The sequence below is a fragment of the Helicobacter cetorum genome (genome assembly GCF_900198405.1).
Taxonomy (GTDB): domain Bacteria; phylum Campylobacterota; class Campylobacteria; order Campylobacterales; family Helicobacteraceae; genus Helicobacter; species Helicobacter cetorum_C.
Genome location: NZ_FZMR01000023.1, coordinates 29,862 through 52,721 on the forward strand (window position 1 = coordinate 29,862; position 22,860 = coordinate 52,721).

21 protein-coding genes and 1 tRNA gene are annotated in these 22,860 nt (G+C 33.5%); 15 read left to right on the forward strand and 7 right to left on the reverse strand.

The window, feature by feature from the left end; all coding sequences use genetic code 11:
• Position 1: 1 nt before the first annotated feature.
• The 5 genes from C6H25_RS07045 to C6H25_RS07065 all read left to right on the forward strand — a co-directional run bounded on the left by C6H25_RS07045 (position 2) and on the right by C6H25_RS07065 (position 6,352).
• Positions 2-577 carry a GmrSD restriction endonuclease domain-containing protein gene (locus tag C6H25_RS07045; RefSeq protein WP_104748730.1) on the forward strand — a complete coding sequence of 192 codons (576 nt, stop codon included), beginning with the start codon at positions 2-4 and terminating at the stop codon, positions 575-577.
• Positions 558-1,946, forward strand: coding sequence for a GmrSD restriction endonuclease domain-containing protein (locus tag C6H25_RS07050; RefSeq protein WP_158653902.1), 1,389 nt, complete (start codon positions 558-560; stop codon positions 1,944-1,946). Before C6H25_RS07045 ends, C6H25_RS07050 begins: the two co-directional genes overlap by 20 nt.
• A complete protein-coding gene (locus C6H25_RS07055; protein WP_104748732.1) occupies positions 1,936-4,203 on the forward strand; it encodes a DUF262 domain-containing protein in 2,268 nt (755 codons plus the stop codon). Before C6H25_RS07050 ends, C6H25_RS07055 begins: the two co-directional genes overlap by 11 nt.
• Before the next feature lie 127 nt (positions 4,204-4,330).
• Positions 4,331-5,098: an arpA protein gene (locus C6H25_RS07060; protein ID WP_104748733.1), complete on the forward strand. Its 768-nt coding sequence runs from the start codon at positions 4,331-4,333 to the stop codon at positions 5,096-5,098.
• Positions 5,099-5,200: 102 nt separating this feature from the next.
• Positions 5,201-6,352 (forward strand): NAD(P)/FAD-dependent oxidoreductase, encoded by a 1,152-nt coding sequence (locus C6H25_RS07065; RefSeq protein WP_104748734.1) that lies wholly within the window; start codon positions 5,201-5,203, stop codon positions 6,350-6,352.
• Between the two features lie 220 nt (positions 6,353-6,572).
• On the opposite strand, the gene C6H25_RS07070 is transcribed toward C6H25_RS07065, so the two are convergent.
• From C6H25_RS07070 to rpsT, 3 genes are all read right to left on the reverse strand, one after another.
• Complete coding sequence (locus C6H25_RS07070) at positions 6,573-8,090, reverse strand: hypothetical protein (protein WP_158653903.1); 1,518 nt, start codon at positions 8,088-8,090, stop codon at positions 6,573-6,575.
• A 383-nt stretch (positions 8,091-8,473) separates the two neighbouring features.
• A complete protein-coding gene (gene prfA / locus C6H25_RS07075) occupies positions 8,474-9,532 on the reverse strand; it encodes a peptide chain release factor 1 (protein ID WP_104748736.1) in 1,059 nt (352 codons plus the stop codon).
• 94 nt (positions 9,533-9,626) lie between these two features.
• Positions 9,627-9,896 carry a 30S ribosomal protein S20 gene (gene rpsT, locus C6H25_RS07080; RefSeq protein ID WP_001273618.1) on the reverse strand — a complete coding sequence of 90 codons (270 nt, stop codon included), beginning with the start codon at positions 9,894-9,896 and terminating at the stop codon, positions 9,627-9,629.
• 89 nt (positions 9,897-9,985) lie between these two features.
• Here rpsT and glmM point away from each other — a divergent pair, with 89 nt between their 5' ends.
• From glmM to C6H25_RS07130, 10 genes are all read left to right on the forward strand, one after another.
• Positions 9,986-11,323 (forward strand): phosphoglucosamine mutase, encoded by a 1,338-nt coding sequence (gene glmM, locus C6H25_RS07085; RefSeq protein WP_104748761.1) that lies wholly within the window; start codon positions 9,986-9,988, stop codon positions 11,321-11,323.
• Positions 11,317-11,790, forward strand: coding sequence for a signal peptidase II (gene lspA, locus C6H25_RS07090; RefSeq protein WP_104748737.1), 474 nt, complete (start codon positions 11,317-11,319; stop codon positions 11,788-11,790). Before glmM ends, lspA begins: the two co-directional genes overlap by 7 nt.
• 21 nt (positions 11,791-11,811) lie before the next feature.
• Positions 11,812-11,887, forward strand: a tRNA-Val gene (locus C6H25_RS07095).
• A gap of 334 nt (positions 11,888-12,221) precedes the next feature.
• On the forward strand, positions 12,222-12,938 hold the full coding sequence (gene ureA, locus C6H25_RS07100; protein WP_104748738.1) for an urease subunit alpha: 717 nt from the start codon (positions 12,222-12,224) through the stop codon (positions 12,936-12,938).
• 3 nt (positions 12,939-12,941) lie between these two features.
• Entirely contained in the window at positions 12,942-14,651 is a 1,710-nt protein-coding gene (gene ureB / locus C6H25_RS07105) for an urease subunit beta (protein ID WP_104748739.1), read from the forward strand.
• A gap of 193 nt (positions 14,652-14,844) precedes the next feature.
• Complete coding sequence (locus tag C6H25_RS07110) at positions 14,845-15,432, forward strand: AmiS/UreI family transporter (RefSeq protein ID WP_104748740.1); 588 nt, start codon at positions 14,845-14,847, stop codon at positions 15,430-15,432.
• Positions 15,433-15,456: 24 nt separating this feature from the next.
• Complete coding sequence (gene ureE, locus C6H25_RS07115; protein WP_104748741.1) at positions 15,457-15,972, forward strand: urease accessory protein UreE; 516 nt, start codon at positions 15,457-15,459, stop codon at positions 15,970-15,972.
• A 15-nt stretch (positions 15,973-15,987) separates the two neighbouring features.
• Positions 15,988-16,773 (forward strand): urease accessory protein UreF, encoded by a 786-nt coding sequence (locus tag C6H25_RS07120; RefSeq protein ID WP_418904555.1) that lies wholly within the window; start codon positions 15,988-15,990, stop codon positions 16,771-16,773.
• A gap of 30 nt (positions 16,774-16,803) precedes the next feature.
• On the forward strand, positions 16,804-17,403 hold the full coding sequence (ureG, locus tag C6H25_RS07125; protein ID WP_104748743.1) for an urease accessory protein UreG: 600 nt from the start codon (positions 16,804-16,806) through the stop codon (positions 17,401-17,403).
• Positions 17,403-18,185, forward strand: a complete 783-nt coding sequence (locus C6H25_RS07130; RefSeq protein WP_104748744.1) for an urease accessory protein UreD — start codon at positions 17,403-17,405, stop codon at positions 18,183-18,185. Before ureG ends, C6H25_RS07130 begins: the two co-directional genes overlap by 1 nt.
• A gap of 49 nt (positions 18,186-18,234) precedes the next feature.
• Here the strand turns inward: C6H25_RS07130 and C6H25_RS07135 are convergent, their stop codons facing one another.
• From C6H25_RS07135 to C6H25_RS07150, 4 genes are read right to left on the reverse strand one after another with little or no spacing between them, the layout of a single operon-like run.
• Positions 18,235-20,652, reverse strand: a complete 2,418-nt coding sequence (locus C6H25_RS07135; RefSeq protein ID WP_104748745.1) for an FtsK/SpoIIIE domain-containing protein — start codon at positions 20,650-20,652, stop codon at positions 18,235-18,237.
• Positions 20,649-21,044: a hypothetical protein gene (locus C6H25_RS07140; protein WP_104748746.1), complete on the reverse strand. Its 396-nt coding sequence runs from the start codon at positions 21,042-21,044 to the stop codon at positions 20,649-20,651. The genes C6H25_RS07135 and C6H25_RS07140 overlap by 4 nt, the downstream gene beginning before the upstream one ends.
• A gap of 1 nt (position 21,045) precedes the next feature.
• Positions 21,046-21,477, reverse strand: coding sequence for an SMI1/KNR4 family protein (locus C6H25_RS07145; RefSeq protein ID WP_104748747.1), 432 nt, complete (start codon positions 21,475-21,477; stop codon positions 21,046-21,048).
• A complete protein-coding gene (locus C6H25_RS07150) occupies positions 21,447-22,859 on the reverse strand; it encodes an HNH endonuclease (RefSeq protein ID WP_104748748.1) in 1,413 nt (470 codons plus the stop codon). The genes C6H25_RS07145 and C6H25_RS07150 overlap by 31 nt, the downstream gene beginning before the upstream one ends.
• Position 22,860 lies beyond the last annotated feature (1 nt).

Here is a 22,860-nt window from a genome sequence, read left to right on the forward strand (position 1 = left end):
TATGGCAAAAATTGAAATTAAAGGTATAGGCGAACTTCTAGGTAATACACAAGAAGGTAGAAAAGCCCTACATTTTATCATACCTTCTTATCAAAGAGGGTATCGCTGGGATAAGCAACAAGTAGAAGATTTATTAAATGATGTATGGGAATTTTCAAAAAAACAAAAAGAAGAGGGGGAATTTTATTGCCTACAACCCATAATTGTTAAAAAAGACGAGCAAGGGCGTTATGTCTTAATTGATGGTCAACAGCGTTTGACAACGATTTTTATTATTTTAAAATGTTTAGAAAATAGAATAAAAGAGGACTATTCTTATTTAGAAAATTTTAGCTTAGAATATCAGACAAGAAAAGATAGCAAAGACTTTTTAGATAATCTCAAGGAAGAAAACGAAGATAATGCCAACAAAAATATAGATTACCATTTTATGTTTCAAACCTATAAAAAATGCAGTGAATTTTTTAAAAAAGAGGGGATTAATAAAGGAAAATTTGTAGATACTCTTTTAGTCATAGACAAAAAAAAGCGAACCCGACAAAGATATAGCCAACAATGTGCGTATCATTTGGTATGAATTGGATAATGATGATAAAGAGCAAGAACTTTTTGTGCGTATCAACACCAATAAAATCCCCTTAACTAACGCTGAACTTATCAAGGCTTTATTCTTACATGCTAAAAATTTTGAAAAAAGTGATGCTAAAAAACGCCAAATTGAAATGGCAAAAGAATTTGATGAAATGTCCTATGCTTTAGAAGAAGAAAATTTTTATTATTTTTTAAGCTCTAATAAAAAAAGAATCACAAAAATAGAGCTTTTATTTGAAATTTTTGCCTATACGCAAGATAAACAACTAGATTTAAACGATAAATACGCCTTATATCGTTATCTAGCAGAACTCAAAGAACAAAATCCAAAAGATTTTTTAAATCTATGGAGCAATCAAGTTAATAATACACAAGAAAGCCCTAAAGAACAAAATAAAGATAAAAAAAATACAAACATTAAAAAGATTTTTTTAACGCTTAAAAGCTGGTATGAATATAAAGAGCTTTATCATTTAATAGGTTTTTTAGTGGCTATTGATAATAACCAAGATAAAGCGCTTAAAGAGCTTTATAAAAAATCACTAGGTATAACAAAAACAGAATTTAAAAAAGAGCTTTATAAAAGAATTAAAATAGAGCTAGGTTTTTTGAATGAGAAAGAGAAATTAGATATACAAGATAGCACTAGCTTAAAAAATCAATTAAACGAGCTTAGATACAATGAAAATAAATCGCAAATAGAAAAAATACTTTTATTTTTTAATATAGCAACTATTGTTAATAATCAACAAGATAATTATTATTTTGATTTTAAACGCTATAAGGCACTAGAATGGTCTATAGAACATATCTACCCACAAAAAAATGATGGCATCACACACTTAGCTTTGAAAGAATGGCTCAAAGATTTTATAGAGTATTCTGAAAAATTAAAGATTTTTGAAGAAAATGATGAAAATTTTTTAAAAGCTTTAAAGCTATTAAAAGAGCTTGAAGAAAAGGGTGTTTATAATAAAGAAAAAGCAAAAAATCTTAGTGATGATGATATAAAAGCTATTAAAGACTTGCTTGAAGACATGCGCCAAATTAAAAAATTAGCTTATGATAAAGAAGAATTTAAGGAAGATAATCTTCATACTCTAGGCAATCTAACCCTTTTAGGCAAGGGGGATAATAGCGCTTTTTCTAACTATGTATTTATGATTAAAAGAGAAATGCTAAAAGAAAAAGAAAATCATTTTATACCCCTTTGTTCTAAAAATGTTTTTATGAAACACTACAGCAAAAACCTCTCTAACTTTTGGGGCAACGATGATGTAGAGAGTTACTTTGAAGCAATCAATAAAATTATTAGCAAAGCTTTAAATCTAAAGGAAGAAGAAAATGCAAAATAATAACCCCACTAAACGCTCTAATTTTAAGGAATTAATTGAAAAATATTCTATTGAAATCCCTATTATTCAAAGAGATTATGCACAAGGAAGAGAAGATGAAGAAAGCAAAAGAATTTGTTATGAATTTTTAGAATCCTTATTAAAAAGCTTAAAAGAGTCTAAACCTTTATATTTAGATTTTATTTATGGGAGCGTGAAAGAAAATAAATTTATCCCCCTAGATGGCCAGCAAAGATTAACAACCTTATTTTTGCTTTCTTGGTATTTAGGCAAATTTTTAAAAGAAGATATTAGCTATTTAGAAAAATTTACTTACCAAACTAGAAGCAGCTCTAAAGAGTTTTGTTATAAATTAGTGCGTTGTGAAGAAACTTTTGATAGAGAAAAAAGTCTCAAAGAACAAATTAAAGATAGCACATGGTTTATGCCCTTTTATCTTAAGGACCCTACAATAAGTTCTATGCTTAATATGTTAGAAGAAATTCATAAAAAATTTAAAAATGAAGATTTAAAAGTTTGTTATGAAAATTTAAAAAATATTTCATTTGATATTTTGGAATTAGAATCTTTTAAATTAGATGAAGATTTGTATATCAAAATGAATGCAAGGGGTAAGCCTTTAAATGATTTTGAAAATTTTAAGGCGAAATTTGAAGGTTTGCTTATTGATTACAAACAATTAGATTATAAAGATAAATTTGCACAAAGTTTTGATAAAAAATGGCTAGATACTATGTGGGAATTTAAAAACGAATTTAATAAAGAGTCTGAATTTGTGGGGGATATGTTTTTAAACTACATTAATTTTATTACTAAAATGCTAGACATTAAAGATAATGAAACGCCAAGCAAGAATATACAAGATGCTATTTTTAAAAACCATCTTTATAAAAAACAAGAAAATTTAGATTTTTTATATAAAGCCTTAGAATATTGCAAAAATATTAAAAAATTAGGGTGTGAAATTTTTAGCACACACCACGCACAAGATAAGGTTAAAATTTTTAGCCGCAAAAAAGAAATGGATTTTATTAAAGGCATTTTATTAGAAGGGGAAAAAACTTTTAAAAACTTGGGCGAACAAACGCTTATCTTTATGCTTATAGTCTATATAGTAGAGCATAAAAATAATGTTGATGAGACTAATAAATCTCATTTAATAGATTTTATCCATGTAGTGCGTAATGTAGTAGAGAGTTATGATAGACATAAATACGGACAAATAGATATTGTTTTAGCCTTTAATGAAATAAATATTTCTAAGGTTTTAGAATTTTTTATACCTATAGCAAAAGAACAAAATATTTATAAGACTTTAGAGTCTAAGCAAAATAATATTAGAGGCTTAAAACATGAAATTTTAAAAGCCCAAATTCTAAAAGAACACCCTATGATTAAAGAAAGGCTTAAAGAACTAGAAGACAAGCCTTATTTTAAAGGAAAACTCCATATTATCTTACCTGATGACGCTAAAGATTTTAACAAAAATCATTTTGATGAAAGCATTGAGTTTTTATACAATTTGTTTGAAAAAGAAGACCAAAATACCATTTGCTTTTGCCTAAAAGACATGATAAAAGAAGGCAAAGGAATTGGAGGTTTTTCTAATAATTGGAAGTTCTTTTATGGCTCTTGTGGGCATTTTGGGCGCTTCTTAGTTTGGGATAGAAATATCTTAAAAAAAGAAGGATTCAACCAACTTTTAAAAGACTATATGAGCGTAAATAAAAATATAAAATCATTAGCCGCCCTTAAAAAAGAAGAGGTGATTAGTGAATACAAGAATAAAAGAAAAGAATGGCGTTATTATTTCTTTAAATACGATATTTTTAAAAAAATGTGGGATACAGATGAAAATCTAGTCATTTTCAATAAAACAAAAGATTATTTAGAAAAAGTAGAAACCAGTCGCGCAGATGTAGCCAAACGCATTAATCCTTATTTAAAAGTGATTTGCGATAAATTCAATTTAACCTATGAGCCTTACAAACAAAATGAAGCAAAACACCCTAGCATTCCTAATAAAATCAAAGCCTTTTATTTTGATGAAAGGGGTTTAGCATTAGAGCTAGAAGAAAGTTTTGAGCTAGATGTTTTCACAATGGAATATTATAAGGAGAATTACAACCTAACACCAGAAAAGTCAGAAACATCAAAAACACCGATGAAATACTATTTACCATATCCTAAAAAAGACGACCCTACAGACTTGATAGAAAAAGCCATAGAGTTACTAAAAGACATTAAAGAATCTTAGTGATATAAAATAATTAAAATCATAATATCTTATCTAAAAAGATTAAGATATTATGATGATTAAACATAAAAACTCCAAACTTTGATACCATAACCCAAACACAAAGATTATAAATAAGGAGTTGAACATGCAAATTGTAAACGCACAATATACTCTTGATAATATGGCTTTTAGAGAAAATTGTAAGAGTGTTTTGCAAAAAGATGGCATTATGGTTTTGCCTCATTTCATAGAACCCCATGTTTTAGCACAAATCAAACAAGAAGCACTCTCTAAAGAACATCTCGCCTATTATACACAAAACACACATAATATTTATTTACAAAAAAAGGATAATAATTTTTCAGATTCACACATTCGTAACTTAGATTTGATGAGCGAAAAAGGTTGCATTACAGACAATTATATCAGTCATAACTCGCCTTTAAGAGAGCTTTATAACAGCTCTGATTTTAAAGATTTTTTAGCCTTTGTTTTAGAAGAAGAAAAACTCTATCCTTATGCGGATAAATTTTCTAGCATCAATATCCATTATGCCCATGACAATCAAGGGCTTAATTGGCATTTTGACAATTCATCATTCGCCATTACTTTACTCATTCAAAAACCTCTAGGTGGAGGGGAATTTTGCTTTGTTAAAGATGTGCGCAATTCTAAGCATAATGATATGGGCTATGATTTAGCCCATAAAATTGTTGCTGGTGTTTGCCCTTATCAAAGCCTCAGCCAAGATGAAGGCGCGTTAGTGCTTTTTAGGGGGCGTGATAGTCTGCATAAGGTCAATAAAACAAAGGGCGAGGTATGCCGTATTTTATGTGTGCTTGCATATAACAATGAACCTAATGTCTCATTGAGCCAAGAGGCTATGCAAACTTTTTATGGTAAAGTGGGCTAAACTATTACTTACTAAAGAAAATGAGTGAGATTAGGCTAATTTCTATCATTAAGCTCTAGCTTTTGGTTAGGGCTAATGTAGCATTGAAAATAAAGGGGTTTTATGGCAAATATTTTAGTTCTAGGGGCTGGATATGCAAGCCTAAGTTTTATTAAAAATGTGCCTCAAACGCTTTTTGACCAACACCATTTTACCCTTATTTCCAATACCAACAAGCATTGTGCTAATATCTTGTTACACGAAATTGCAAGCGGTATTAAAACAGATTATTTATTTGACCTAAACGATATTTTGCCTAAAAAGGTTTGTTTCATACAAGATGAAATTATAGAAATCAAACAAGATAGCGTCATAGGCAATACAGCTCAATACGCTTATGATTTTTTGATTGTAGGGCTTGGCTTTATGAGCGATGATTTTAATATTAAAGGCGTTAGCCAGCATACCTATGCCATCAGCCATTCTCAAAACGCTCTTTATTTACACGTACAACTTATCCAAGCCCTAAAAACGCATGACTTAAAAAATCCTTTTAATCTTGTTGTGTGTGGGGGCGGTTTTAGTGGCATAGAAATTTTAGGAGCTTTAAAAGATAATTTACCTATGCTTTTAAAACAACTCCATTTACCCTCTTTATACATACAGCTAAGTTGCATAGAGGCTATGCCTAGTATTTTGCCCATGTTTAGTCCTAAATTAGTTAAAAAAGCTCTGAATTACTTGCATAAACAAGGCATTATGGTATATACCAACCATAAGATTTTAGAATGCCAAGAAAAGCAAATCCACACCGAAAAAGACCATCAAAAAAGCGTGATTCCAACTGATTTTACCATTTGGACATGCGGGGTTAAGGGCAATATAGTGATAGGAAGTTCTAGTCTTTTTAAAAGTGATCATAACAGAGTGGAAGTCAATGAATTTTTAAACCCTAAATGTTTAAACGCACCCAATATTTTTATCTTAGGCGATTGCGCTGCTTTAAGGGATAGAGAAAATCAAGCTAGATTTTATCCCCCAAGCGCTCAGCTTGCCTCTCAAATGGGGTATTATGTAGCCTTAAATTTTGAAAACATCTTAAATCATAACGCCATTCCCCCCTTTATATTCAAACCAAAAGGCACAATTTGCTCTCTTAGCTCGCGCTATACTATAGGCTATGTAGGACAATTAAATCTTTCAGGGTTAATCGCCTCTTTATTCAAACGCTACACAGAAAACAAATGGAAAAAGTTTTTATTGTATAAAAATTAAGTGGGGTAGAAAACTTGCTTATTTAATCCACTCATCTTAAAGATATTGTTTTACAATATAAATTAATAGAAGTTAAACTCAAATTAGATAGCACTAAGACTAGGGGGTAGTGAAAATAGCTACAAACCTTACGCTAAGATTTGAAAATAATACAAGAAAAAGATTTCTAAGCATTAAAGACTACCTCTCTTAAGTATGTCTAGTCAAAAACTTTTTTTGTTTAAAAATCATGCTCTATTTTTTCTAATCGTCCCTTGTATTCAACCCATAAAGCAATGTTATGAATATCTGTATTCTTACATGAAGTGTAGATTGACATCGTCTCGTGCTTGGACTTTAAAGTTTGAATGGGTTTGTTTTTGATTTCTGATAAAAATTTTATAGACTCGCTTAGGGGCTGATTGTTTATTATGTTCGTCCACCCATTAGCATAATCAATAATAAATTGCTGGTATTGTAGGTATCTATCGTATAAATCTTGCTTTTTTAAATACTTTTTATTCCTACAAGCATTCTCTTTTTGTTCCATATATACCACGCAACTCCCTTGATTGAGTTGCAGACGATAAATTTTAGCGCTTCCAGTATATAACTTAATGTCTATTTTGGTAGATTGCTTATCATTTGCAAGTTTTTTATTAAAGCCAAATGCTAAGCGAGCCTTACAAGCATGCATATCTTTCTTGCCACAAATATCGTTGTATGAAAAAGATATGAATATAGGCGAGCTGATAAATAACAAAAATGGAATAACCAACCCTAGCAAAAATTTACCACTAAAAAATATTTTAATATGGTCTGTTAGATTTAAGAATTGTAATTTCCATAAGTATTTATTATGTCGTTCAAGTTTTTTAATTTGAAACCTATAAATTTTTAACAACCATTTAATTTTAGAGTTTTCATATTCTTCTAAGTTTCTTATATTTACAACCTTATCCTTTGGCTGTTTATCAACAACTATTCTTCTTATTACATGTAAAGCATTATTTTTCTTAATAGAACAATAAATATCACAAGAAAGTAGGAATGAGAAAACCAAAGAGAGAAAGAACATAAACACTACAAGAATAACCAGATAGAAAAAAGTTTGAGAGATAAGAATATGATAAATAACATTATCATACAGCCAAGCAAGCCATACAAATATAGGCCAACATAAGAATATTATAAAAGACAAAATAAGGGTAGACCAAGTCTGAAACTTCTTTTTTAAAAAAAAGCTAATCATAAAAACAACGAGCAAACTCAACGAAAATGTCATCGTAGTTTTAAGAAAACCACTTGTATCCCAAAATGCATCTAAAGTTATTAATGACTTCAAAGTCGGCAAAAATGAGTTGCATCCTAATATTACCGAACCAAGAATAAAAAACATTGATGCAACAAGTCGATTACCCTTATCTTTGTTAGCCATTAACCAAGAGTAAAGAAAACATAGCCATGACCAAACTAACCCAAACTGAAACGAACCATATATTCGATAAGTATATTCACCATTCAAAATATCAGGATTTGAAAAATAATACATCGCTATACCAAGAATATCCCATATTTGCTTGCCTGTCATGTAATTCACTACATAACAAGCTTGATAAATCACGATTATAAAAGTAGTCAATAAAGAAACCAAAAACACCGAAAGCTCTTTAATGTTTTTTAAAGGCTCATTCGCACGCTCTTGTAAAATTTTATAAACTTCTATTTCTTGCAATTTTTTAACACAACAGCCCATCAAACAACTCCTTATAGACAGATATTCAAATACAAATTCTTTTTAATTCCATAACACCATTTTAAAATAAATAAGGTTCTATTTAATAAAATATTGATTAATAGAATTTATAACTAAAATATTTGATTAGAAAATCACTTAAACAAATATTTTTAGATTTTTTTATAAAACTTTTCTTTTTTTAACCCTTTAAAATTTAAAGTTTATCTATATTTGTTTTAATCAACACTCTTACAAATAGAACTATAAATCATTACAAGACTTAAAACAACTTACTTTTAATCACACACAAACACGCCATTTAAACCACATGATAAGTGGTAATCAAGAGAGAATATTTTAAAAAGCCCTAAGTAGTGAGATTACTACTAAGCAAAAACCAAAGTTTATTCAAACTGGCTTTGAGCGTGAGCGATTAAGGGGTTAATCACTTCATCTAAATTCCCTGAAAGCATGATTTCTTCTAGGCTATACAAGGTCAAGTTGATTCTGTGTTCGCTCAAGCGATTTTGTGGGTAATTATAGGTGCGGATTCTTTCACTTCTATCCCCACTACCGACTTGCTCTTTTCTGTCTTTAGCATTAGCGAGCTGTTGCTCTTCAATTTGCTTTTCATAAAGGCGTGCTTTTAAGATTTTTAGGGCTTTGTCCTTATTTTTATGCTGGGATTTTTCATCTTGCATGCTCACGCTGATATTCGTAGGAATATGCGTGATACGAACAGCAGAGTCTGTGGTGTTTACGCATTGTCCCCCATGCCCTCCGGCACGAAAAACTTCAATTCTCAAATCGCTAGGATTGATAGAGACTTCCACATCATCTACTTCAGGCATAATCGCCACCGTGATAGCGGAAGTGTGGATTCGCCCTTGAGATTCTGTCTCTGGAACTCTTTGGACTCTGTGTGTGCCTGCTTCAAATTTGAGCCTTGAATACACGCCCTTACCCTTAATAAGAGCGATGATTTCTTTATAGCCCCCTACGCTGTTTTCACTAGAGCTTACAATTTCTACTTTCCACTTTTTCAAATCCGCATAACGGCAATACGCCTTAAACAAATCCCCTACAAAAATGCCCGCTTCATCACCCCCTGTTCCAGCCCTTAGTTCCAAATAGATGTTTTTATCATCGTTAGGGTCTTTAGGAATGAGAAGTTGCTTGATAGTGCTTTCTAACTCGCTTTTTTTAACTTCTAAGACTTTTAATTCTTCTTTGGCTAGTTCGCTTAATTCTTTGTCTTCTAAAAGCTCTTTATTTTCCTTGATACTCTCTAAAACGCTCAAATACTCCTTGCTCGCCATTGAAAGTTCTTCAATAGAGCTTTGCTCTTTGCTTAATTCAGTAAGTTTTTTGACATCACTAACGATCTCGCTATCACTTAATAACGCCGTGATTTCATCGTATCGTTTAAGAATAGAAGAAAACTTTTCTACTAAAATGGACATAGAAACTACCTAAAAAGAAAATTTAGCTATAAAAACGCTCAATAACAACTAAAAAAATCGTTATTGAACTAGAAAGAAGTCAAAAAAACAGCCCTTAAGCAAGAGCGATTTTTTTCACTGAAGCATTAAGCCTTGAGACTTTTCTAGAAGCGGTATTTTTCTTTAAAATGCCTTTGCTGACAAATTTATGCAACTCTTTATTAGCGATTTTTAAACGCTCCTGAGCTTTTTCTACATCATTAACTGCAACCGCTTCACGCACTGCTTTAATAATATTTTTAATCTTAGTCTTATAAAACCTATTGCGTTCGGTTCTCTTAATGGTCTGTCTGATTCTCTTTTCTGCGGACTTATGATTTGCCATAGCCTTATTTTAATCCCTTTGTAATTTAAATTTTGGCATAATCGTATCTAAAAATTGATTAAAAGTAGTTTAAAAGGCACTATTAAATGATGAAAATTTTTGGAACTGATGGCGTAAGGGGTAAAGCAGGGACTAAGCTTACTCCTATGTTTATCATGCGTTTAGGAATTGCTGCGGGGTTATATTTTAGGAAAACTTCACGCACCAATAAAATCCTTATTGGCAAAGACACAAGAAAAAGCGGTTATATGATAGAAAACGCTTTAGTAAGCGCTCTTACTTCTATTGGTTATAATGTGATTCAAATAGGGCCTATGCCTACCCCTGCAATTGCCTTTTTGACTGAAAATATGCGTTGTGATGCAGGTATTATGATAAGCGCTAGTCATAACCCTTTTGAAGATAATGGCATTAAATTTTTCAATTCTTTTGGTTATAAGCTCACTCAGCAAGATGAAAAAGCGATTGAAGAAATTTTTGAAAACGAGGAATTGTTGCATTCTAGCTATAAAGTGGGCGAAAATATTGGTAATGCTAAAAGGATAGATGATGTAGTGGGACGCTACATCGTGCATTTAAAACATTCTTTTCCCAAGCATTTAGACCTACAAGGCATGCGCGTGGTGCTAGATACTGCTAATGGAGCAGCTTATAAGGTAGCACCGGTTGTTTTTAGTGAGCTTGGAGCTGATGTGGTGGTGATTAATGATAAACCTAGTGGGTGCAATATCAATGAACAATGCGGTGCTTTATACCCCAATCAATTAAGCCAAGAAGTGAAAAAATATCGTGCGGACTTAGGCTTTGCACTAGATGGCGATGCAGATAGGCTAGTGGTGGTGGATAATCTAGGGAATATCGTGCATGGAGATAAACTTATAGGTGTGTTAGGAGCGTATCAAAAATCTAAAAACGCCCTTTCTTCTAAAGTAGTTGTGGCAACCAATATGAGTAATTTAGCCCTTAAAGAATATCTCAATACTAAAGATTTAGAATTAAAGCATTGTGCCATTGGCGATAAGTTTGTAAGCGAATGCATGCACCAAAATAAAGCTAATTTTGGAGGCGAACAAAGCGGACATATTATCTTTAGCGATTACGCTAAAACCGGTGATGGCTTGGTATGTGCCTTACAAGTGAGCGCATTAGTCTTAGAGAGTAAAAAGCCAAGCTCAATCGCTTTAAACCCTTTTGAACTATACCCCCAAAGCCTTGTGAATTTAAGCATTCAAAAAAAGCCCCCTTTAGAGAGCTTGAAAGGTTATAGCACTCTTATAAAAGAATTAGACAAGTTGCAAATGCGCCATTTAATTCGCTATAGCGGCACAGAAAATAAGTTACGAATCCTTTTAGAAGGTAAAGATGAAAAATTGCTAGAGTCAAAAATGCAAGAATTAAAAGAATTTTTTGAAGGGCATTTGTGTTAAAAGCCACTCAAAAAAGTCTGCTAGTTTTTATAGGGGTTTTTCTTCTTGTCTTAGGTTTAGACCAAGCCATTAAATTCGCTATTTTAGAAGGGTTTCGCTATGAAAGTTTTATCATAGATATTGTTTTAGTATTTAATAAGGGTGTAGCGTTTTCAATGCTTAGCTTTTTAGATGAAAGTTTAAAATACCTGCAAATCCTTTTAATCATAGGGCTTTTTATTTTTTTAACACGCCAAATGGATTTTTTTAAAACCCATGCTATAGAGTTTGGCATAGTGTTTGGAGCTGGGGTCTCTAATATCTTAGATAGATTTGTGCATGGGGGCGTTGTGGATTATGTGTATTATCATTATGGATTTGATTTTGCCATTTTTAATTTTGCTGATGTGATGATAGATGTGGGTGTGGGTATTTTATTATTAAGACAATTCTTTTTTAAGCAAAAACAAAACAAAATTAAGGCATAATTAAACCCTTTTTAAGATAAGGGTCGCGTAGCTCAGTTGGTAGAGCACTACCTTGACATGGTAGTGGTCGCTGGTTCAAGTCCAGTCGTGGCCACCATTATTTTCATTCATATATTTATTCGGTTCAAATTGACTTAAATAATATTCATGCTGTTCTAATTCTTTCAAATCATGAAACAATTTTAAAAAATTATTTAAAGAATTAAAGAATAAATTTTTGTCTATCAAACTTGTTTTAATCAATGACAAACCCCTATTTTCCTTGCTTTAAAACTTATTAAAAAGCGATAATACTAATTAGCAATATATAATATTTAGTTAATAAAACAACTCTGTTAATCTTGGTTAATCAAAACATTGCTAAAATTCTCTCAACCTTGATTGCATTACAAAGACTTCAAGGCAAAAATACCAAAAAGAAGGAGAATGAGATGAAACTCACCCCAAAAGAGTTAGATAAGTTAATGCTCCATTACGCTGGAGAATTAGCTAGAAAGCGTAAAGAAAAAGGCATTAAGCTTAATTATGTAGAGGCTGTAGCTCTCATTAGTGCTCATGTTATGGAAGAGGCAAGAGCTGGTCAAAAAAGCGTGGCTGATTTGATGCAAGAAGGCCGCACTCTTTTGAAAGCTGATGATGTCATGGATGGCGTAGCGAGCATGATTCATGAAGTAGGTATTGAAGCAATGTTTCCTGATGGAACCAAACTTGTAACAATCCATACTCCAATTGAATGCAACGGCAAACTCATTCCTGGTGAAGTGTTCTTAAAAGATGAAGACATCACTATCAATGAAGGCAAACATGCTATTAGCTTGAAAGTAAAAAATAAAGGTGATAGACCTGTTCAAGTAGGTTCACACTTCCACTTCTTTGAAGTTAATAAGCGCTTAGACTTTGATAGAGAGCAAGCATTTGGCAAGCGCTTAGACATTGCCTCTGGAACTGCTGTAAGATTTGAGCCCGGTGAAGAAAAAACCGTTGAATTGATTGATATTGGCGGTGGCAGAAGAGTCTTTGGAATGAACGCTTTAGTTGATAGACAATTAGATGAATACAGCAAGAGTATCGCACTTAAGAGAGCTTCAGATCGTGGTTTCCAAGGTGCTAAGAGCGACGAACATTACCACAAAACAATTAAGGAGTAAGACATGAAAAAGATTAGCAGAAAAGAATATGCATCAATGTATGGCCCTACTACAGGCGATAAAGTAAGATTGGGTGATACAGAACTTATTGCTGAAGTTGAGCATGACTATACTATTTATGGTGAAGAGCTTAAATTTGGTGGCGGTAAAACTTTAAGAGAAGGTATGGCTCAGTCTAACAATCCTAGCAAGGAAGAATTAGATTTAATCATCACTAACGCTTTAATCGTTGACTACACAGGTATTTATAAAGCTGATATTGGTATCAAAGATGGCAAAATTGCTGGTATTGGTAAAGGCGGAAACAAAGATATGCAAGATGGCGTAGAAAACAATCTTTGCGTAGGTCCTGCTACTGAAGCTTTAGCTGCTGAAGGTTTAATTGTTACAGCTGGTGGAATTGATACACATATCCACTTCATTTCTCCTCAACAAATCCCTACAGCTTTTGCAAGCGGTGTAACTACTATGATTGGTGGTGGAACAGGTCCTGCTGATGGAACAAACGCTACTACAATTACTCCGGGTAGAAGAAACTTAAAAGAAATGCTCCGTGCTTCTGAAGAGTATTGCATGAATTTAGGTTTCTTAGGTAAGGGTAACTCTTCTAATGACGCTACTTTAATTGACCAATTAGAAGCTGGTGCATGCGGATTTAAGATTCACGAAGACTGGGGCACAACTCCATCTGCAATCAATCACGCATTAGACATCGCTGATGAGTACGATGTTCAAGTAGCAATCCACACAGATACTTTAAATGAGGCAGGTTGTGTAGAAGATACTATGGAAGCGATTGCTGGACGCACAATGCACACATTCCATACTGAAGGTGCAGGCGGTGGACACGCTCCTGATATTATTAGAGTAGCTGGTGAGCATAACATTTTACCTGCATCTACTAACCCCACTATTCCTTTCACTAAGAATACTGAAGCAGAGCATATGGATATGTTAATGGTTTGCCACCACTTGGATAAAAACATTAAAGAAGATGTTCAGTTTGCTGATTCAAGAATCCGCCCTCAAACTATTGCCGCAGAAGATGTATTGCATGATATGGGAATTTTCTCAATTACAAGTTCTGACTCTCAAGCTATGGGGCGTGTAGGTGAAGTTATTACTAGAACTTGGCAAACTGCTGATAAAAACAAAAAAGAGTTTGGTCGCTTAAAAGAAGAGCATGGCGATAATGACAACTTTAGAATCAAGCGCTACTTGTCTAAATACACTATTAACCCAGCTATCACTCATGGCATTAGTGAGTATGTAGGTTCTGTAGAAGTAGGCAAATTCGCTGACTTAGTTCTTTGGAGTCCAGCTTTCTTTGGTGTTAAGCCAAACATGATTATTAAAGGTGGTTTCATTGCATTAAGTCAAATGGGTGATGCTAATGCGTCTATTCCTACTCCTCAACCTGTATATTACAGAGAGATGTTTGGTCATCATGGTAAAGCTAAATTTGATGGTAACATCACTTTTGTTTCTCAAGTAGCTCATGATTTGGGGATCAAAGAAGAGTTAGGTCTTGAAAGACATGTATTACCTGTAAAAAATTGCAGAAATATCACTAAAAAAGACCTTAAGTTCAACGATGTAACCGCTCATATTGAAGTTAACTCTGAAACTTACAAAGTTAAAGTTGATGGCAAAGAAGTTACTTCTCATGCAGCTGATGAAGTGAGCTTAGCACAACTCTATAGCATTTTCTAGGATTTTTTTGGAGGGGGGTATTCTTTTTCTCCCTCTACAAATCCAGTAATCTAAATTCTCTAATTTTTAGCTTTAAAAAGTTTAGAGAATTTATTTTTATTTTTTTTAGATTTACTATTTTTTTTTATCATTAACTTAGCAACAAAAGTTTTGCACATTTGTTGTGAAATTTCATATTTTGGAAGGAAAGGCAATGCTAGGACTTGTATTGTTATATGTTGCGATTGTTTTAATCAGCAACGGGATTTGTGGATTAACTAAGGTTGACCCTAAGAGCACAGCTATCATGAACTTTTTTGTAGGTGGCTTATCTATTGTGTGTAACACTATTGCGATTGCGTATTTTACGCTCCATCCATCTACTCCTGTAGAAGGTGCAGAAGATGTTGCACAAGTAGCTCACCATCTCACTAATTTCTATGGGCCTGCTACAGGGTTATTGTTTGGTTTTACTTACCTTTATGCGGCAATTAACCACACTTTCAACCTAGATTGGAGACCATTCTCTTGGTATAGTCTCTTTGTAGCTATCAACACTATTCCTGCAGCAATTTTGTCTCACTATAGCGATGCGTTAGATGACCACAGAGTGTTAGGCATCACTGAGGGTGATTGGTGGGCAATCATTTGGTTAGCTTGGGGTGTTCTATGGCTTACAGCTTTCATTGAGAATATTTTGAAGATTCCTTTAGGGAAATTTACCCCATGGCTTGCTATCATTGAGGGTATTTTAACCGCTTGGATTCCTGCTTGGTTGCTCTTTATCCAACACTGGGCGTAAGTTATGATTAACTGGGCGTAAGTTATGATTATAGAGCGTTTAGAAGGCAATCTTAGGGATTTAAATCCCTTGGATTTCTGCATTGATTATGTGGATTTAGAGTGGTTTGACACGAGAAAAAAAATCGCTAGGTTCAAAACCCAACAAGGAAAAGAAATCGCTATGCGCCTTAAAGACGCTCCTAAATTAGGACTATCCCATGGAGATATTTTGTTAAAAGAGGGAAAAGAAATTGTTGCAATCAATATCTTACCCTCTGAAGTCATTCACATTGAGGCTAAAAGCATTGCTGAAGTCGCAAAAATATGTTATGAAATAGGAAACCGCCATGCAGCTTTATACTATGGCGATAACCAATTTGAATTTAAAACACCATTTGAAAAGCCTATGTTAGCTCTACTAGAAAAGCTAGGGGTAACAAATAGCGTTTTAAGTTCAAGATTAGATTCATGCCAACGCCTAACCGTTAGCATGCCTCATAGCGAACCTAACTTCAAGGTTTCTCTAGCGAGCGATTTTAAAGTCGTTATGAAAAAGTGAAGTGAATTTAAAAAGATAGTGAAGGAAGAAGAAGTGAAACCATCTAGTCATGCCAAAAAACATGCTAACCATGCTAATAAAGATACTAAGGAAATATCTAGCGATAGGCTCTCTCATAAAATAGATAAGGAATTTCTAATCTTACAAGTTAATGATGCGGTATTTCCTATTGGCTCTTATACCCATTCTTTTGGATTAGAAACTTATATCCAACAACGCCTTGTAAAAGATAGTGCGAGCGCTTTAGAATATTTAAAGGCAAACCTTTCTAGTCAGTTTCTCTATACTGAAATGCTTGGATTAAAACTAGCTTATGAAAGCGCTTTAAAAAATGATTTGAAAAAAATCTTAGAAATTGAAGAAATCATCTTGCTCTCTACAAGTCCTATGGAATTACGCTTAGCTAATCAAAAGCTAGGCAATCGTTTCATTAAAACTTTGCAAGCTATGAGCGAATTAGATATGGGCGAATTTTTTAGAGCCTATTCTCAAAAGACTGCTAGCCCTACTCATGCCACTAGCTATGGGGTCTTTTGTGCGAGTTTAGGCATAGAGCTTAGGGCTGGTTTGAGACATTATCTTTACGCTCAAACCTCTAACATGGTGATTAACTGCGTTAAAACCGTCCCCTTACCCCAAAATGATGGACAAAAAATCTTATTAGCCTTGCAAGAGCATTTCAACTATCTTTTAGATGAAGTTTTAGAGCTTGATGAAGACTATTTATGCGTTGCAAGCATTCAAAATGATATTAAAGCCATGCAACATGAGAGTCTATACTCTCGGCTTTATATGTCTTAATTTAATTTTAGTAAAGAAAGGAAAATTTTAATGGTAAAAATTGGAGTTTGTGGCCCTGTAGGGAGCGGAAAAACGGCGTTGATTGAGGCATTGACCCGCCATATGTCAAAAGATTATGATATGGCAGTTATTACCAATGATATTTACACTAAAGAAGATGCGGAATTTATGTGTAAAAATTCTGTCATGCCACGAGAGAGAATTATTGGCGTAGAAACCGGTGGTTGTCCGCATACGGCGATTAGAGAAGATGCGTCTATGAATTTAGAGGCGGTTGAAGAAATGCACAAGCGTTTCCCTAATTTAGAGTTGCTTTTAATTGAAAGTGGGGGCGATAATCTTTCTACGACTTTTAATCCAGAGTTAGCGGATTTTACGATTTTTGTTATTGATGTGGCAGAAGGGGATAAAATCCCACGAAAAGGCGGACCGGGAATCACTCGCTCAGATTTATTAGTCATCAATAAAATTGACTTAGCACCGTATGTAGGAGCGGATTTAGGCGTAATGGAAAGAGATTCTAAAAAAATGCGTGGGGATAAGCCTTTTATATTCACTAATATCCGCTCTAAAGAAGGTTTAGATGATGTAGTAAATTGGATTAAGCACCACGCTTTATTGGAAGATTAATGAATACTTACGCTCAAGAATCAAAGCTCCATTTAAAAACTAAAATTGGAGCTAATGGCAAGTGCATTACCGAGAATAACTTTTTCACACCTCCCTTTAAGCTTATGGCACCTTTCTACCCCAAAAACGATTTGGCAGAAATCATGCTATTAGCTGTAAGTCCCGGCATGCTCAAAGGTGATGCACAAGAGGTAAGGCTACATATTGGCGAGAATTGCAAGCTTAAAATCACTTCGCAATCTTTTGAAAAAATCCATGACACCGAAGAGGGTTATGCGAGCCGAGATACAGAAATCATTGTAGAAGAAAATGCGCTTTTGGACTTCGCGCCTTTTCCACTTATTCCTTTTAAGAATGCGCATTTTAAGGGTAAAACAGCCATTCATTTGCACCCTACTAGCCAGCTACTCTATAGTGAAATCCTTGTAGCAGGGCGAGTGGCTATGGAAGAATTGTTTGAGTTTAACCGCTTGCACACAAATATTTCTGTATTCCAAGACAATAAGCCCATTTATTATGACAACACGCTTTTAGACCCCTCTAAAACCAAGATGTCCAATCTGTGCATGTTTGATACCTACACACATTATTTAAACCTCATTCTCATTAACTGCCCCCTAGAATTATCTAGCGTGCGAGAGTTGATTGAATCAAGCGAAGTAGATGGAGCGGTGAGTGAAATCGCAAGCTCTAATCTATGTATAAAAGCTTTAGCCAATGGCTCAGAAGTTTTGCTGAATCTAAGAGAAAAAATCGCTCGTTTGGTTACAGAGCAAATATAACACACTAAAAAGGGTTAATAAAACCCTTTTTATCCCCCTTTTTTTTAATTTATAAGCTAAACGGTCTAAAATCTGTTATGCTGTCTTTAGACACATCTATTAAACGCGCATCAAGCTTATTTAATGGAACTTGTATGTCGCTTGTGATAGCGTTTAAATTTTCTGCATTACATTTATAGGCTAAGTTTTGCTTAAATCTCTCTTTTAATAAGTCCTTTAAACTTGCATTGTAATTACTAGGAATTTGCTTTAAGTTATTCACAAAAATAATGCAATAGCATTCATTATCTATAGCTGTTTCTAAGAAAATTTTGAGTTTTTCCAAGCCCTCTTTAGTGTGCAATTCTTTGGCCTCATTCAAATTATCTATCATTAAAACGCTATTAGGGTTGCTCGCTCTATCTAAAGCATGTTCTGTAGGAACAACGCCATATTCTTTTAGTCTATCAAGATACCCCATACGGCGTTTTTCTGCATGATAAAAAAGCAACTCTTTGTCTGCACTCTTAATATTTTGAGCTAAAAGTTTCATTAAGTCTATGCGAGCGTTTAAATCATTGCTTACCACTAATAAATGTGATTCATTATTGTCAAACTCAATAAGAAAATCATCTTGCTCATAATCCACTTTTTTACCTAAGTGCAAGCACATTCCACTAGCTCCAAGCGTGTTAGGTAATTTCAAAGGCTCTTCGCCATTATAAATTTTATGCTCTATGGGAGGAAGATTTTTTTGGTTTGCCATATCTTTGATTTTTAAAATAAAATCTTTAAAATCATCAGGGGCTTTAGGAATAGTCATTTTAGTGTGGTAATTTCTATGCCCTCCATTATTATTGAAAATCCCCCAAGGTCTCACAAGCTCACAAGCCTTTTCATCAGTTAATATGTTCATGCTATCCTCTGCATCCATAGATAAAGCAATGCGATTAGCGATTTGAGCTTTTAAACTAGTATGAATATCAGTGCCACGCATGGTTTGAGTAGAAAGGACTAAATGGATTCCATAGCTACGCCCTTTTTTAAGTAAAGTGTTTAAACATTGCTCCAATTTATTTTTTTGTTTGTTAGAGCTATCACTAAAAAGCACTTGAAATTCATCAATCACCACAATGAAACGAGGCATTTCTCCATGCTCTCTATAGTCTTTTAAATCCTTGACCTTAAATTGCTTGAATTGATTAGCCCTATTTTGAATCTCTTTACAAAGCCATTCTAAAAAAGTGATGCCATAAGAGACAGAACTTTCTACGCTCACTAATCTTGCATGCTCTAAAGTCGGCTCTACATACGCATTAAATTCTACACCTTCTTTATAGTCTAACAAAAAGAGTTGCACTTCACTAGGCGCATAATAAAAGGCTAAATTTTGAACCAACACATGCAAAAAATTGGATTTCCCACTCCCGCTACGCCCACAAATAAGCGTGTGGTTTTGCTCATCGCCGATTTCAAAACGCACTTCTTTATGGTTGATGTCCCAACCTATTGGCACAGACACTTTATATTGAGAGTTTTTAGTTAAAAATTCTTCATCTCTTTGCAAGTCTTTAAGCTCTCGTTTAACTTCTCTTTTTATCTCATAATATTTTTTTATCTTATCAGCAAAAGCTTGCAAATTCTCATTATCAGCAGAAGCACCATTTATCACTTCCACACTTAAGTGGTTAAATTCGCAAACCTTTTTAAAAGGTTGTGCGTATTTTTTCAAATTATTAATAGCCTCTGTGGGGTTATCTTTTTCACTCTTTAAGTTGATAAAGCTTAAAACCCCATTACTAGAACCAAAACGCACGATTTTTTCCAAGTAATAATGCGCATTGCTATTCAAAGCATCCACCCCACTTAAAAAAAGAGCTTTTAAGGGTAAGGGGTCTTTAGCGTTTTTATTATATTCGGCAAAGTCTTTAAAGCCGGCTAATTTTTCTTGTAAATTAACCTTTAGATACTCGTATAGATGTTTTAATGCCTCTTCTATTTCATTGCTTTCAGTTAAAATCCTTTGCTGATAAATGAAATCATTTTCTTTAGATAAAAGTCTTCTTGCTAACTTGAAGATATTCCCTAAACTCAACGCATCAACTAAGACCACCTCTAATTGAATCAATGGCATGCTAGAAAGCAATCTCATTAGCATTTCTCTTAAAAACTGCCCATCGCTTTCATTTTCTATATACAAGCTTGGAGTGGGAAAGGAGTATGTCATAGGCCAATGAGCTGGATAAACAATAGGATTAGCACTATTTTTATCCTTCCATTTCAATACCCCACATCTTAAAAATTCAGGGTAAAGATTCCCCTCATTAAGACCTAGATTTTTATCATCTAATGGAGCTTGCTCTTCATTGATTTGGTCTTTACGCTCCTTAGCTTTATCCATAACAAGTTCAATAATCTCTTTTGGCTCATTGTGATACACCTTTTTTATAGCATTATCTAATTCTTTTAACAAGCCTTCCATAATCATTTACCCTTTAATTCTTCTTCTCTTTTGGCCTTTTCATATTCTCTTTGTGCCTCTTGTGCAAAGGTGTCCATCTCTTTTATCTTGGATTTTATGAGACTCTTTGAGTTTAAATCTAAATTCACTTGTTTAATCAGCTTTTGTGCCTCTTCAAGCTGTTTATTGATTTGCCTTTGAGTATCTTGTGCATCTTGTTCTAAATTCTCTAATTGATACACATTCTTAAGCATTTCCTCTAAAACCTCATCATTAATCTTTTTACCTAAATCATCTTTCATCGCCTCTTGTAAAAAAGATTCTTGTATCCCTTTTAATTCATTCAAACTGCCTTCATAAAAGCTTTTCTTAGAATGATTAGGAAAAAATTCTTCAATTACTTTGCTGACAAACTTCATCTTATCCCCTTAATTCTATTTTTTTTAAAAACATCTCAAAGTTCAGCAACACATGCTTTTTAAAAGTATCTGTATCTAAAAATAAAACCAAATTAGTCTCTGTATTCAAAAGATAATACCCTCCATAACCATCATTAGCAAAGACAATTTCACTAGGCTCTAGCCATTCTTTTAAATAGTGCATAAACACTAAAAAAGAATCGTTATTAGTCCTATTGACATTAAAATCTAAAACATGCTTTAGCGTGTAATTTTTATTAGCAACCATAAAATTACGAGTCCTGTTAAAGCCGTAATTTGCCCGCTCAATAAAATCCTTAAATTCATCGCTAAAATCTATTTCCAACTGCGCCTCTAAGAGATTGAAAACACCCTCTTTTAAAGGCTCTACAAATTCCCAATTCATTTCTGTAGTTGTAGAAATTGTATCCATTGTGGGTATCCTTTCGTATGCTTAACACCAAGTAATAACTCTTCTCTAACTAACGCTAAATTCCCCAAAACATTCGCATCAAAATGCCATAAATAGCCTTTAGGAATCAGTCCAAGCTGTGTGATTTGATCTAATTCATTTTCTTTAAAATCCAAAGACCTCTCTTTAAGAGTTTCTTGTAAGGCCATTAGGGCATAATGACAACACATTGTTTTACTCAAATTTTCTAAAGGCACTACCACGCTAAATGCACTAGGAAATTCTGCCAAACGCATTTCATTAAACACTACAGAATGCTTGTTTTGAAAATCTGTAATAAAACTTTCTTTATTCTTTTGTAAAAATTCTTTATAGCTTAAGGCTTGTTTTTTATACTTTTCATCTAGGCTTAAAAGAGAGCCTAATTTTTTATCCATTTTTTCTCTAGTTTTATTAAGCTCTTCTTCTAAAGTTTCTAACGCATTATCTAGTGTTTCAGTATCATTAGGATTTTCTTGGATATTTTCCTTGAAATTCTCTAAAGCTTGTTTAAAGCTTTTTGTATAACTCTCTTTAGCTAATTCCAAACTCTTATGGTAAGAAAACACGCTCAAATCTTTAGGCAACACTTCAGTTAACTGCCCTATAAATTCTTGCTCCTTAGTTTGCAAGATAGTTTCTAAGTCATTAGAGTTAAGCTGATTATTTGTAGCTCCTATCTTATCATTTAAATCAGCTTGCAAACGAGTGATAAAATCTTGCTCTAAAGAGCTTAGTTTTAAAGAGTGTTCTGACTCTGTATGAATAAAAGGCTTATTATTTTCATTAAGGCGTTGTATATCTATAGGAATAGTAACATGAGGTGGTGGGATATTATAATCGTTTTCTATAATCTCACTAGCCTTATTTAAACGCCTTAAAAAATCATGGTGCTTATTGACAAAACCCTTAAAGACCCCCATAGATTCTTGGTATTTAGATTTTAATAGCTCACCGCTTTTTTTCACTTGATTATGATAAATTTCATGCGCTTTTTTAAGGAGTTCTACATTTTTTTTGCATTTTTCCATGTTTTCTTTCATCAGCGATTTTGCAAGAAGTTTTGCCGCCTCAACGCCCCCCATAGCCACTAACTTCCAAGGGCCGGGTGCTAATATAAAAGCTCCTTGCAAGGCACTAAGGGCTGTATTCACAAGGCTTTCTAACCCTTGTGCGTCTTTTAATTCTTCTTGGGCTTTTTCTAATTCTTTTTGAATCTCTTTATATTCTCTCTCAATCACTTGATGGTATTGCTCCAATACGCTAATAAAAGACTTGGTCTTATCAAATAAAGAGCTTTCAAAAGATTGACTCTTTTTGACAACCTGCCTAACTTCTTTGGTATCTACATCTATAATTCCCATA